The sequence below is a fragment of the Olsenella sp. oral taxon 807 genome, assembly GCF_001189515.2.
Classification (GTDB): Bacteria; Actinomycetota; Coriobacteriia; order Coriobacteriales; family Atopobiaceae; genus Olsenella_F.
Genome location: NZ_CP012069.2, coordinates 319,966 through 332,906, shown reverse-complemented (window position 1 = coordinate 332,906; position 12,941 = coordinate 319,966). Strand labels below are relative to the sequence as shown.

The 12,941-nt window shown below is 53.5% G+C and carries 21 protein-coding genes; all 21 read right to left on the bottom strand.

From position 1 onward, the window contains the following. Positions 1-198: 198 nt before the first annotated feature. Complete coding sequence (locus ADJ70_RS01480; protein WP_050342862.1) at positions 199-2,667, bottom strand: hypothetical protein; 2,469 nt, start codon at positions 2,665-2,667, stop codon at positions 199-201. A 179-nt stretch (positions 2,668-2,846) separates the two neighbouring features. Further along, positions 2,847-3,200 carry a DUF192 domain-containing protein gene (locus tag ADJ70_RS15600; protein WP_371256205.1) on the bottom strand — a complete coding sequence of 118 codons (354 nt, stop codon included), beginning with the start codon at positions 3,198-3,200 and terminating at the stop codon, positions 2,847-2,849. A gap of 12 nt (positions 3,201-3,212) precedes the next feature. Beyond that, on the bottom strand, positions 3,213-4,118 hold the full coding sequence (locus tag ADJ70_RS01470; RefSeq protein WP_050342859.1) for a type II secretion system F family protein: 906 nt from the start codon (positions 4,116-4,118) through the stop codon (positions 3,213-3,215). Between the two features lie 26 nt (positions 4,119-4,144). Beyond that, positions 4,145-5,104, bottom strand: a complete 960-nt coding sequence (locus ADJ70_RS01465; RefSeq protein WP_050342857.1) for a type II secretion system F family protein — start codon at positions 5,102-5,104, stop codon at positions 4,145-4,147. Positions 5,105-5,125: 21 nt separating this feature from the next. Further along, entirely contained in the window at positions 5,126-6,565 is a 1,440-nt protein-coding gene (locus tag ADJ70_RS13915) for a CpaF family protein (protein WP_083443728.1), read from the bottom strand. Next, a complete protein-coding gene (locus ADJ70_RS01450; RefSeq protein ID WP_050342853.1) occupies positions 6,566-7,843 on the bottom strand; it encodes an AAA family ATPase in 1,278 nt (425 codons plus the stop codon). A gap of 22 nt (positions 7,844-7,865) precedes the next feature. Next, a complete protein-coding gene (gene cpaB, locus ADJ70_RS01445) occupies positions 7,866-8,657 on the bottom strand; it encodes a Flp pilus assembly protein CpaB (protein WP_172674421.1) in 792 nt (263 codons plus the stop codon). Between the two features lie 150 nt (positions 8,658-8,807). Beyond that, a complete protein-coding gene (locus tag ADJ70_RS13910; RefSeq protein WP_216597295.1) occupies positions 8,808-8,972 on the bottom strand; it encodes a Flp family type IVb pilin in 165 nt (54 codons plus the stop codon). 55 nt (positions 8,973-9,027) lie between these two features. Further along, on the bottom strand, positions 9,028-9,192 hold the full coding sequence (locus ADJ70_RS01440) for a Flp family type IVb pilin (protein WP_062393050.1): 165 nt from the start codon (positions 9,190-9,192) through the stop codon (positions 9,028-9,030). Positions 9,193-9,253: 61 nt separating this feature from the next. After that, entirely contained in the window at positions 9,254-9,418 is a 165-nt protein-coding gene (locus ADJ70_RS01435; RefSeq protein ID WP_062393048.1) for a Flp family type IVb pilin, read from the bottom strand. Positions 9,419-9,479: 61 nt separating this feature from the next. After that, a complete protein-coding gene (locus ADJ70_RS01430; RefSeq protein ID WP_062393048.1) occupies positions 9,480-9,644 on the bottom strand; it encodes a Flp family type IVb pilin in 165 nt (54 codons plus the stop codon). 61 nt (positions 9,645-9,705) lie between these two features. Then, the gene (locus ADJ70_RS01425; RefSeq protein WP_062393048.1) at positions 9,706-9,870 is read right to left on the bottom strand and encodes a Flp family type IVb pilin; all 165 of its coding nucleotides are present in this window, start codon (positions 9,868-9,870) and stop codon (positions 9,706-9,708) included. A 61-nt stretch (positions 9,871-9,931) separates the two neighbouring features. Further along, the gene (locus ADJ70_RS01420) at positions 9,932-10,096 is read right to left on the bottom strand and encodes a Flp family type IVb pilin (protein ID WP_062393048.1); all 165 of its coding nucleotides are present in this window, start codon (positions 10,094-10,096) and stop codon (positions 9,932-9,934) included. 61 nt (positions 10,097-10,157) lie between these two features. Then, positions 10,158-10,322, bottom strand: a complete 165-nt coding sequence (locus tag ADJ70_RS01415) for a Flp family type IVb pilin (RefSeq protein WP_062393048.1) — start codon at positions 10,320-10,322, stop codon at positions 10,158-10,160. Positions 10,323-10,377: 55 nt separating this feature from the next. Beyond that, the gene (locus tag ADJ70_RS01410; protein ID WP_062393050.1) at positions 10,378-10,542 is read right to left on the bottom strand and encodes a Flp family type IVb pilin; all 165 of its coding nucleotides are present in this window, start codon (positions 10,540-10,542) and stop codon (positions 10,378-10,380) included. Between the two features lie 61 nt (positions 10,543-10,603). Continuing rightward, positions 10,604-10,768 (bottom strand): Flp family type IVb pilin, encoded by a 165-nt coding sequence (locus ADJ70_RS01405; RefSeq protein ID WP_062393048.1) that lies wholly within the window; start codon positions 10,766-10,768, stop codon positions 10,604-10,606. Positions 10,769-10,829: 61 nt separating this feature from the next. Further along, the gene (locus ADJ70_RS01400) at positions 10,830-10,994 is read right to left on the bottom strand and encodes a Flp family type IVb pilin (protein WP_062393048.1); all 165 of its coding nucleotides are present in this window, start codon (positions 10,992-10,994) and stop codon (positions 10,830-10,832) included. A 61-nt stretch (positions 10,995-11,055) separates the two neighbouring features. Continuing rightward, positions 11,056-11,220 (bottom strand): Flp family type IVb pilin, encoded by a 165-nt coding sequence (locus ADJ70_RS01395; RefSeq protein ID WP_062393048.1) that lies wholly within the window; start codon positions 11,218-11,220, stop codon positions 11,056-11,058. Between the two features lie 61 nt (positions 11,221-11,281). Beyond that, entirely contained in the window at positions 11,282-11,446 is a 165-nt protein-coding gene (locus tag ADJ70_RS01390; RefSeq protein WP_062393048.1) for a Flp family type IVb pilin, read from the bottom strand. Positions 11,447-11,524: 78 nt separating this feature from the next. After that, positions 11,525-11,680 (bottom strand): Flp family type IVb pilin, encoded by a 156-nt coding sequence (locus tag ADJ70_RS14390; protein ID WP_157051340.1) that lies wholly within the window; start codon positions 11,678-11,680, stop codon positions 11,525-11,527. A 325-nt stretch (positions 11,681-12,005) separates the two neighbouring features. Continuing rightward, positions 12,006-12,158 carry a hypothetical protein gene (locus ADJ70_RS14385; protein WP_157051339.1) on the bottom strand — a complete coding sequence of 51 codons (153 nt, stop codon included), beginning with the start codon at positions 12,156-12,158 and terminating at the stop codon, positions 12,006-12,008. Positions 12,159-12,941 lie beyond the last annotated feature (783 nt).

The following is a 12,941-nucleotide window of genomic DNA, read 5'->3' as shown; positions in this document are numbered from 1 at the left end:
TAACACTCCATAGTTCTGCGTAGCAGATATACTCTCACCTCTCTCTTGGGTCGTCAAGTATGCCCGCTTGAGCAAAGTGAACTGCAACTCATAAAGAAGGTCGCGTCTTCCTCATACTAAAGACGCGACCCTCTTTGCCTCGATTATGCTACGTGTCGAGCAGTTCTAAAACTATAGTACCTGCTTTAGTCCGCCTTCTTAAAATTCACCAAAATCCTCGTCCGCATCATCTTGGGCTTCGTAAGGAGTGGATCCAAACTCATCCGTGCCATCATCAAGCTGGACTCCCACGGCGTCAAACAGGACCCTCGTGGAGTGCTGGAACTTGTTGACCTCATAACCGTACTGCTCGATGCGCTGAAGAGCACTCCTGTGTTGCTCAACCTGGCTGCGGTACTTGTCCGCAAGATCAAGCAAAGCCTTGTTCTTGGAGGTCAGAAGGTCGCACTTCTCCTTCATCTTGTTGAGATGCTCGATGAGCTCACTGCATTGCTGCTCGAGCGAGGCGGCGTAGCTCAGTGTCTTGCCAAGCTCGGACTCGCTCACCTCAAGCTTCTTCTTTGCATCCCCCACCTGCTCGATAACGGCCGCAATACGCTCTCGCAAGCCCTTGTTGGTCTGCTGTAGTTCCGCGACCTGCAGGTTGGAAGCCTCATTCTGATCCTTGAGCTCGTCGATCTGAGACTCATAGTCATCGGTCTTCTGCTCTAGTTCGAAGACGCGGGCCTCTGAGGCAGCGTTCTTGTCTTCTAGCGACCCGATCTGCGAGACGTAGTCATCGTTCTTCTGCTTGAGCCTTGTGACACGAGCCGTCGAGGCCTCGTTCTGCTCCTGGAGCCTGCTCAGGCGAGCCGCAGAAGCCTCGTTCTGCTCCTGGAGCCTGCTCAGGCGGGCCGCAGAAGCCTCGTTCTGCTCCTGGAGATCGATCAAGCGAGCCTCTGAGGTGGCATTCTTGCTCTTGAGGGACCCGATCTGCGAAGCAAAATCCTTGTTCTGCTCCTGGAGCTCACGTATGCGAGCCTCAGATGAATCACGGGCATCCTGAAGCTTGCTGATCTGGGTGGCATAGCCATCATTGCGTTCCTGGAGCTCGGAGGCACGGGACTCGAACTCGGCAGTCTTGTCCTTTAGGGTTCCTATCTGCGTGACATAATCCTCGTTCTGGTACCTGAGCTTGTTTATGATCGCCTCAGACTCACGCTGCACGCTCCTGAGCTTGTCGAGCTGGGCTACATAGCTATCATTTTGCTCCTCAAGTTCGCTCAAGCGCGAGACAGTGGCCTCGCTGTCGGCCCTAAGCTTGTCAATCTGGGAGACGAAGCCGTTGTTGCGCTGCTCGAGGCTGGAGATACGCTTTAAAGCAAGCGAGTTATCATCAGACAGCTTCTTGACAAGACTACTGAGGCTCGAGTTGCGCTGCTGCAGATCGGAGACGCGACCCTGGAGTGTATCGTTCTTCCTTGAGAGGGTCTGCACCTGTCCCTCAAGTGCCTCATTCTTCTGCTGGTAGGCCTCGTTGCTCTGGTAGAGTTCCTTGAGCCGAGCATTGAGCTCGGTCGTGCTTTCCTCGTAGCCCTTGACGCTCTCCTGGAGCTCAGCGACCTGGGAGCGCAGAGCGTTCGCGTCGCTGACAACCTTCTCGTGCTCGGAGAGCTTCTGGGTGAAGTCGAGAAGCTTCTGCTTGTACTCGTTCACCTCGTTGCGATAGGAGTCGAGCTGACCTGAATAATACTTGACCCTGTCCTTGAACGAGCCAAGCTCACGGTCGAGAGAATTGATCTCCTCGGTCTTTGACTGCACATCCTTGCGCAGCTTATCGAGCTCTGCCTCGTTCTCGCTGAGTGCCTTCTCGCGCGCCGCGCGTTCGCCCTTCATTTGCTCGACGCGGGCAAGGGCCTCCTCGGCCTGCCGTCTCGACTCGTCCACTGTGGACATCAGGTCATTGATGCGGTCGTCCTGTTCCCTGTCCTCGCGCTCGGTCGCCGCAATGTGATCCTCGAGCTCACGCTTCTTGCCCTCGATCTCATCGATCTGGGCCCTAAGGACGTTGCACTCGTTCGAAAGATCCGCGCGCTCCTTTGACAGGTCACTGATTTGCTTCTCAAAGCTGGTACGTATCATCTTCGAATTGTTGTTGAGGGAATCAACATACTCCTTTACGCTCTTGCGACTATAGCCATTGAAGAGGCTCTTTTCGAGGACACCGTCAAGGTTCTCAAGAGTCCCATCCCCAAGGACCTCGGCCTGAAGATTCTCGTCGGCCTGGGCGGGTACCGGAGCAGCCGGTGCGGCGGGATCCGCGAACATGCTCGTATCGAAACCGGGATTAGGCTCCAAAAAGAAGCTATGGGTGCCCTCCATGTTGTCACTCATGGTGGGCATGGGGACGTTCGCATCGCCCTCGCCCCCCATGCCAGCGTCGCCAGCATAGCCTGCGTCTACATAACCTGTATTGTTTGCATAACCTGTATTGTTTGCATAACCTGTATTGTTTGCATAGTCGACGTTGCCACCGTAGCCAGCCTCACCTGTACTCGCCTCTGGAGCACCAGCGGTAGCACCATCATCCTCCGGATTGGCCAAACCATTAAGATCGATATCGTCGATCTCATCCAGATCTTCGAAATCGAAGTCATCATCGACAAGCCTGAAAGCAGAATTAGCCATAACAACGCTCCATTCGTATTAACTGCATATCCCACAGTATAGGGCAATAGGCGGCACCAATCAAATTACCCTACCAAGCGATTAAGAGAATCATACCTGTTTGTTTTCTTAAAACAGCTTATATTCAGTCAATCCTCAGAATGTTCGCAATACTTGCGTCTATGGCCTTTGTATCTGGCTTAGCGCTCATCGAATGCCGTATCGCCCAAACTCAGCAGCTCTCTGGGACGCCAGCTTGGAGATAGCTCTTCTGCGTTTAGCTCAAGCACATGAGCACAGCCTTTCACAAGGCTCCCAATTTGCCAGGGTCGGAGCGTCTCTACATACAGCAAGCGAAAATCCTTGTCTAAATAGGCGATGTCAAGGGAAAACTTCATGAAGAACATATGAACACTCGAGCAACCCTTTAAAAAAAGGGCATGTGTAGGCGCAAGCTCACGCCTACCCATCAGACCCTTAAAGCGCGTTAAAAACGTATCTGCAGTCTCGATCACAAGGGATCTTGTGCCAAGCGTTGCTCGCCTTAAGCTCATCATGCTCATCGCCTAGAGCGCCCCACTGTTCATGATCTTGAGGATAGCCGGACCAAGCAGCACCATGATAATGATGGGAAAGATAAGGAAGACAAGAGGGAAAAGCATCTTAATAGGAAGCTTAGCACTCTCTTCCTCGATCTGCTGTCTATGGTAGTCACGGACTGACTCTGCCTGAGTCTCAAGAATGTTGGCAATAGGTACACCAAGCCTCTCAGCCTGGAGGATCGCACCAACGAAGGATGTGATGGGCTGGGAGTCACAACGCTTTGCTAAACGCCCGAGCGCCTCAGCACGTGGAACACCCATGGCGATCTCGCGCTGCGCCTGGGAAAGCTCGTCCGTCAAAGGCCCATCGGTACGTTTGATAACATGCAACAAGCCTTGATCGAAGCCCAAGCCTGCGGACACGCAGGAACTGAGAAGATCAAGTGTATCCGGCAGAGAATTCTCTATTGTCTTACGTCTCTGTTTAATTTTAGCCTGCAGCATAACACGGGCAACGACAAAGGTACCGAACGCAGCAAGGATAATGCCTATAAGTTGAAAAAGTATTCCAAGCGGAACCATTAAAACTAGGGCGCATAGTATAGTCATGCCTATATAGGTCTGAGAGCTCATGTTTATACCGGCAAGCTTTAAATCCATGGCAAGCGCGCCCTGGGTTTCCTCGTCAATTGGAATATTCGAACTAATAGCCTGTGAGACACCCACTAGCCTTGGCTTAACAACGCGATCGAAAAAGGAGGGTGAATCAATTTCCTCCTCCGGAATGCCAATTCCTAGGATGTCCAGCTCCTCAATGGACTTCAGTCGTGCTGCAACCTTATCCCCCGACCCGAGTCGCTGCATCAAGGTCACAAATAAGAACAAATAGATTACAGGAACAGTAAATAGAATAAATATTCTGAAATTCATGAATAGAGCCCCTCAGGCCAAACGACCTAGACAAGTTTTGTCATGTTGTTAATGATCACAAAAGCTAGGACCTCAAGCAATAACGCAACGACGACTATGACAATACCAACAGTCGTTGTATAAAAAACTGACATATACTCAGGATTTATTCCAGATATCACGAAGAAGAGAACTATTGGTACACTCCCAAGAACATATCCAGACATCCTACCTTGGGCAGTAAGCGTCTTGATCTTGTTCTTAAGCTTAACGCGTTCACGAATGGTCAAGGCAAGGTTATCCAAGATATAAGCAAGGTTACCGCCTGTCTTTCGCTGAATCATGACGGCAGAAGTCAGAAGCTTCATATCGCTGCTGTCCATACGTGTCGTCACCCCAGTGAGCGCATCCTCCAAGGACATACCATAGTTCATCTCATTTATGGCCCGACCAAACTCTATTGAGATAGGCGGAACCATATCCGTACGTACAGAGACGAGAGCCTGCTCAAATGAAAACCCCGCCTTCAAACCATTAGAGATGAGTTGAAGCGCGTCACCCAGTTGGGTTGAGAAGGTGTCCATCCTCCTATTTGTCATAAAGTGAAGATAGAAGGGTGGCGCAATCGCGCCAAGCATCGCGAGCGCAAGAACAGCGATGATATTGTTCGTAAAGAGATACGCAAGAAACGACGGCACCATCGTGGCACTGATCCACATCAGAGCAAACTCCTCTGGTCGCAAATCAACGCCCGCCCGCTGTATCCCGGTACGAAGTCGCGCAGGGACATAAATTTTCGCGAGAAACTGACGCATGGCATCATTATCAGGCCCGGCAGAACCCCGACGCCCCCTGCGAGCCTGATCGCGCGTAGACTGGCTGTCGGCTGCTTCGAGATGCTCAATCTCCTGCAGGCGCTTACCCAACTCGCCCCCATTGTTAGACTGAGATGCGAGGATAACGCAAAGTAAAACGCCCAAAACCAAAAGAATAACAATAATAGCCATAACGTATACTCGCTTTTCTCCCTACGAGAACCACTCATCACGCACGAAGACACCCATCTCATTGAATTTCTTGAGAATATGTGGACGAATCCCCGTAGCCTTAAAAGCTCCCTTTACCCGTCCCTTAGCATCAAGACCTTCCTGCTGATAAACAAAGATGTCCTGTAAGGTAATGGTACTGCCCTCCATACCAACTACCTCACTAATGCTTACAATCTTACGAGAGCCGTCTCTGAACCTTGCCTGTTGAACAACAATGTCAAGGGCTGAACTAATCTGATCTCGAATCGCCTTGACAGGAAGCTCAATACCACCCATAAGAACCATAGTCTCAAGACGCGACATGGCATCGCGCGGAGAGTTGGCATGTACCGTGGTAAGCGAACCCTCATGGCCTGTGTTCATAGCCTGAAGCATGTCGAGCGTCTCGGCAGAACGAACCTCGCCCACGATAATGCGATCAGGACGCATACGTAGAGAGTTCCTCACGAGATCTCGGATGGAGATGCGCCCCTTCCCCTCCGAGTTTGCAGGACGAGCCTCAAGCGTAACGACATCGTTTTGCTCGAGCTGAAGCTCGGCAGCATCCTCAATGGTTACAATTCGCTCTTCGTCAGGAATAAACGCAGATAAAATATTAAGGAGCGTCGTCTTACCGGAGCCAGTACCTCCGGACACGATGACATTAGCCTTCCCTAGAATACACGCCTCAAGAAACGAGGACATTGAGTATGAGAGGGATCCGTGCTCCATGAGGTCGGCAATCTGAAGAGGTGCAGAGCTAAAGCGTCGAATCGTGATGGACGGACCCTTGATGGCAACGGGGCGAATGACGGCGTTGACACGCGAGCCATCCTCCAGACGTGCGTCAACCAGAGGACTCGCCTCATCGACATGCCTGCCTATTCGAGAGACGATACGATCGAGAATCCTCAGAACATGATCATCGTTTTCGAAGGTCACATTTGTCTTTGCGATGCGTCCATCTCGCTCAATATAGACATCCTTCGCACCGTTGACCATAATTTCTGTAATCTTGGGATCTTTCATCAGATCCTCAAGCGGACCAAGACCGATGACCTCATTATGGATCTCCTGTATGAGGACCTCTCTATCGGAGCGCGGGACCTCGGCGGCCTCATCAAAAACGACCTGCCGAATGAGATCATCGAGCTCAGCCTCATGGTCTGCAGCATCTCCAATAGTGGTGTTGATCTCCTCGATGACTTTTGCCTGGAGGCTCCTTCTTAGATCACCATAGCGACTTGTCGTAGCTACTGGCGCAAGCATACCTGCTGAGCTAGCAGCAACACGCCGCGCTGCAGCTTGAGGGCGTGCGACGGAACGAGACTCTCCCCCACTCGTTCCTTGTGACTGCTGTGTCGGGACAGCAGTCTGCACTGTCACCGAAGAGGTGCCTCGTGCACCACGTGCGCGATTTAGACGCTCCTCAAGACTCATTTACTGTCCCTTCTTCTTACCAAAGGATATGTTAAACAGTGGCTTACGCTCTTTTGGCTGCTTTTGCTGACCAGGCATAGGCATACCAGCAGGCATGGCATTCATTGGCATTGCATTCATACCAGCTCCGCTCACCGGCCTTTGTTGCGAGCCGGAAAGCTGGCTCGCCAACATGCCACTAGCCTGCGCGATTCCTGACCTTGGTGCAGCAAGGGAAACCGGTACACCCCTATTGATTGCCGCCGAGGCAAGCTGATAGTCATATGGCATACTGGCCCATACCCGCGTCCCAAAGACCTTTTCGACGTCAGGAATCTTGATTCTTCCCCTCGGATCATAGAAGGTAACCAAGAGACGAATCTTATCTGACTGATTAAGCGAATGCAGCAGGGAGAAGAGCCTCTTCGTATGCCTCAGGACCGAGATGTCTGGCCTTGCACAGACCACGACATAAGTGGACTGCTCACAGACCGTAATCATAATGTCATCAAAAATTGTACCCGTATCGATGAGGACAAAGTCATAGTAGCTACGTACGGCCGACAAAAGTCTATCGACCTGCGAGCTTCCGATCTTCTCCGCGATCTCTGGACTGCACGGACTGCAGAGGATGTTCACGCCCGAATCGTGAATAGCAACGTATTGGCGGATATCATCAATGGTCGGACTGACGCGCTCCTGAAGTAACTCACCCAAGTTCATGCGCGAGTCGATCCCAAAGAAGATACCCCCATCGCCATATTGTAGATCAAGGTCTATCACGAGCACCTTGTTCCCTTGGCGAGCGAGATCAACCGCCAGGCTTGACATGAACGTAGTGCATCCGATGCCGCCCTTTGCAGACACAAACGAAATATACTTGGTATCTGCGATTGCACTCGACCCTGTTATCGCATCGATACGTCCCGTCTCAATGGACACGGAGCGACGTATACCATCTACTATCGCCGCATGCGGACTATCCTCTAGGAAGGATCCACTGATTCCACAGGATAGCAACCCTCGCAACTGATCCTCGTTAAGGCCTTGCTTCACTATGGCAATGACAATGACCTTTGGACGCAGCGCGTACACTTGCTGTGCAACACGAAACACCGCATCCGATCCATCGACATAGAGCGCAAGGATCCTCACCCGCAGAGAATCAATGGCGCCTATAACATCGCCTTCTTTTTCTGTACCACCAACAACCCTAAACCCGTCCTCTGCTTTAAAGGAGGACATGAGGATTCCCTCACGTTCGGAACTTTGTCCAAAGAGGAAGACATTGATTGCCATCGATCTTACCTACCCCTTCTCTTTAGCTGAAGACCTCGGTCGAGTTGATAGTCGGCAACTGAACAATCTCGTTATCGTTTTGAGAACGAAGCGCCAGATAAATCTTTACACCATCAAGATTCATAGCTAGTGCGAGCTTCTCGCCATCCTGCAGCGAGGAGAGCTGGAATGTTACAGTCGAGTATTCGCTCTTATCAGAACTAGAGGAGGAACTCTGGTCACTAGAGCTTGTGTTACTCGAATCGCTTGACCCATCCTTATTCGCCTTAGGGGCAGGCGTACCTGGGGTACTCTCATATTGCTTCCCTATCGCCAAGATAGGCACATTCTGCAGGACTGTCGAAGCGAGTCCGTGAGTGCTTCCGCCACTACCCTCTTTTCCGCTGTAGACCGCAATGATGTCTACCCTGTTACCTACCCTCAGGAGGTTAGAGACGCCCGTGACCTCATTGACATCCAAGCTCATTGCGCGCTGCCCATCCTTCAAGGTCATAAACAACGGATTGCCACCAGCAATGAGATCTATTCGTGAGATCTGATTCTTGTATACTATCTGCCCCGCTCCAATAGGCGACTGGGCAATTGTGCCCACGACCGTTTCCGGTTTGTCTGCGGTATTGATAAGATAATTCCCGGAGGTTACATCGATCGTAGTAACCATGTCGGGTGTAATGGCGGTATAAGCTGGAATCTCCTGTTTTGCGACAACAATTGTCTGTTTGGCAGGTGCCCCACCTCCGCTAAACAGTTTACCAGATATCACAATATACCCTAATATAGCTACAAGGAGCACACCTGCCACTATAGCGATCACGCGCATCCTCGATGCCCCATCCTCATACGACCCAGACGATGTAAATGGCAAGTTCATACTAGAATCCTATCTCATACAGAAACATGGCCGAACAGCCGTTAAAGACTGTCCGGCCGAATTGATCATTGCCAGTCTATTGTACTACAAGAACTACTTGATAGCATTGGCGACGTTGTTGAACTTGTTGTTGACGTTGTTGCCGAGGAACGTCAGCGCCGTGATGACGACGATCGAGACGAGTACTAGGATCAGCGCGTACTCGACCAGGCCCTGTCCGCTCTCCTCGTTGCTGAGCCAAGATACCATGTCCTTCATGCTTCCTCCTCGTGTCTCGTGTGGCACCGGGGCCCCGGCGGCGGCCAGCCTACGCCTAGTTGAGGGCGTTGGTGACGTTGTTGAACTTGTTGTTGACGTTGTTGCCGAGGAACGTCAGCGCAATGATGACGACGATCGCGATGAGCGCCAGGATCAGCGCGTACTCGACCAGGCCCTGTCCGCTCTCCTCGTTGCTGAGCCAAGATACCATGTCCTTCATGCTTCCTCCTCGTGTCTTCGTGCGTCGCCGGGGGCGGGCCCCGGCGGCGGCCAGCCTACGCCTAGTGGAGGGCGTTGGTGACGTTGTTGAACTTGTTGTTGACGTTGTTGCCGAGGAACGTCAGCGCAATGATGACGACGATCGCGATGAGCGCCAGGATCAGCGCGTACTCGACCAGGCCCTGTCCGCTCTCCTCGTTGCTGAGCCAAGATACCATGTCCTTCATGCTTCCTCCTCGTGTCTTCGTGCGTCGCCGGGGGCGGGCCCCGGCGGCGGCCAGCCTACGCCTAGTGGAGGGCGTTGGTGACGTTGTTGAACTTGTTGTTGACGTTGTTGCCGAGGAACGTCAGCGCAATGATGACGACGATCGCGATGAGCGCCAGGATCAGCGCGTACTCGACCAGGCCCTGTCCGCTCTCCTCGTTGCTGAGCCAAGATACCATGTCCTTCATGCTTCCTCCTCGTGTCTTCGTGCGTCGCCGGGGGCGGGCCCCGGCGGCGGCCAGCCTACGCCTAGTGGAGGGCGTTGGTGACGTTGTTGAACTTGTTGTTGACGTTGTTGCCGAGGAACGTCAGCGCAATGATGACGACGATCGCGATGAGCGCCAGGATCAGCGCGTACTCGACCAGGCCCTGTCCGCTCTCCTCGTTGCTGAGCCAAGATACCATGTCCTTCATGCTTCCTCCTCGTGTCTTCGTGCGTCGCCGGGGGCGGGCCCCGGCGGCGGCCAGCCTACGCCTAGTGGAGGGCGTTGGTGACGTTGTTGAACTTGTTGTTGACGTTGTTGCCGAGGAACGTCAGCGCAATGATGACGACGATCGCGATGAGCGCCAGGATCAGCGCGTACTCGACCAGGCCCTGTCCGCTCTCCTCGTTGCTGAGCCAAGATACCATGTCCTTCATGCTTCCTCCTCGTGTCTTCGTGCGTCGCCGGGGGCGGGCCCCGGCGGCGGCCAGCCTACGCCTAGTGGAGGGCGTTGGTGACGTTGTTGAACTTGTTGTTGACGTTGTTGCCGAGGAACGTCAGCGCAATGATGACGACGATCGCGATGAGCGCCAGGATCAGCGCGTACTCGACCAGGCCCTGTCCGCTCTCCTCGTTGCTGAGCCAAGATACCATGTCCTTCATGCTTCCTCCTCGTGTCTCGTGTGGCACCGGGGCCCCGGCGGCGGCCAGCCTACGCCTAGTTGAGGGCGTTGGTGACGTTGTTGAACTTGTTGTTGACGTTGTTGCCGAGGAACGTCAGCGCAATGATGACGACGATCGCGATGAGCGCCAGGATCAGCGCGTACTCGACCAGGCCCTGTCCGCTCTCCTCGTTGCTGAGCCAAGATACCATGTCCTTCATGCTTCCTCCTCGTGTCTTCGTGCGTCGCCGGGGGCGGGCCCCGGCGGCGGCCAGCCTACGCCTAGTGGAGGGCGTTGGTGACGTTGTTGAACTTGTTGTTGACGTTGTTGCCGAGGAACGTCAGCGCAATGATGACGACGATCGCGATGAGCGCCAGGATCAGCGCGTACTCGACCAGGCCCTGTCCGCTCTCCTCGTTGCTGAGCCAAGATACCATGTCCTTCATGCTTCCTCCTCGTGTCTTCGTGCGTCGCCGGGGGCGGGCCCCGGCGGCGGCCAGCCTACGCCTAGTGGAGGGCGTTGGTGACGTTGTTGAACTTGTTGTTGACGTTGTTGCCGAGGAACGTCAGCGCAATGATGACGACGATCGCGATGAGCGCCAGGATCAGCGCGTACTCGACCAGGCCCTGTCCGCTCTCCTCGTTGCTGAGCCAAGATACCATGTCCTTCATGCTTCCTCCTCGTGTCTTCGTGCGTCGCCGGGGGCGGGCCCCGGCGGCGGCCAGCCTACGCCTAGTGGAGGGCGTTGGTGACGTTGTTGAACTTGTTGTTGACGTTGTTGCCGAGGAACGTCAGCGCAATGATGACGACGATCGCGATGAGCGCCAGGATCAGCGCGTACTCGACCAGGCCCTGTCCGCTCTCCTCGTTGCTGAGCCAAGATACCATGTCCTTCATGCTTCCTCCTCGTGTCTTCGTGCGTCGCCGGGGGCGGGCCCCGGCGGCGGCCAGCCTACGCCTAGTGGAGGGCGTTGGTGACGTTGTTGAACTTGTTGTTGACGTTGTTGCCGAGGAACGTCAGCGCAATGATGACGACGATCGCGATGAGCGCCAGGATCAGCGCGTACTCGACCAGGCCCTGTCCGCTCTCCTCGTTGCTGAGCCAAGATACCATGTCCTTCATGCTTCCTCCTCCCAAATACCTCTTCATGTTAGACACGACTATGCAACACCAGCTGCTTTGCTGATGTAAGCATCACTTCTACGGCAATTGATTAATTGAGTTATTGTAGATATTATGCAGGTTATTACTTAGACCTGTTACGCTTGCAATCGCTACGACAGAGACTAATACAAGGATCATCGCGTACTCGACCAGACCCTGTCCGCTCTCCTCGTTGACCAGCTTTCTGATCATCTCTCCTCCATACTCTCACGCGTTGATATTGTACCAATATCTTTGGTTCTCTTTTGCTCTATTTGTATTGTATCCAAACCTAGCTACAGCCATATTCAGAATCTAATTTTTTTATTTAGTCAACTTATATTTTCCTTAGACACATCTATCTACCTCGCATTATCTCAAAGGATTCAAAACTCCGCCTTAATCTTAGCTACCAATGTTTCACACTTCCTCTACACCACTTGAACTTTTTAGGAGCTCGCATCAGGGCCTCTCTCGAACTCTAACGTAAATCTCTGCTACAGGCGTACCCTGAGCTGATTGCCTTTACCCTCCACCGTCACGTGGAGTACCCTGCGATAGGCTGCCCGTAGCAGAGATCGTCAAAGAGCAGGTTGACATCCTCAATGTAGCCAAGGAGGGGCCGGAAGTAGCGGAAAGCACGATTCAGGCAGCCGCTCCAATGACCATAGCCCTCGGAGTGATTAGACATCCCTTTATGGATCGTATTGGCCGGGGCTCACGAGACCGATGCAGAAGAGAGATGAGGGGAGCCAGCAGACGCTATTCAGCGAGTGAGCAAGCACTATATGAAGCTTCGTGAGCTCGTGTGGGTGGTTTCGCCACCGCCCCGGTGGGGTGGATCTCAGGTCCGAGCGCCCTAGCATCACGAGTGTCATGGGGCCGTCGATGTCGTGGGACCCGTATCCCCGTCCGGTCGCGAAAGCGACCGTGGGAACGCAGAAGTGTACACAGATCGGCTAAAATGGCCTCTCGGAGCCGTTTTGGGTCATTCGTGTACACTGTTGCGCCGTGAGCTGCGATGCGAGTTGCGACACGAACTGCGTCGGGTGGCACGAGTGGCTCAACCGCCATGGTGTGCCGGCGGCGCCCCCTCGGTGGCCGCCTCTCCCTTGGTCGAGAAGACAGGCTCTACATGAGTGGCGCCGTCGCCAGGTTGACGTCTTCATCAGAGCGTTAACCTACATAGACCCTCGAAGAGCCCACTATATGCCCGATTATCGACTGAAAAAGCGTCAAGTCCATCGAAAGTAGCAGGGTTCTCTTGACATGACACCGACCGAAGATGAACGCTTCTCGGACATCACCAGTTAGAGCGATGCCCTTGGGGTCCCTCCTCGCGCTACCAAGCATTACGCCAAAGCCGGACATTATGAAGAAGACGACGTCCATCGTTACGTTGTGTCAGGACTGTCGGTACACGGCGCCGAGATCGTCATAATTATCGCAGGAAACGGTTTCGCCAGCACGAAGA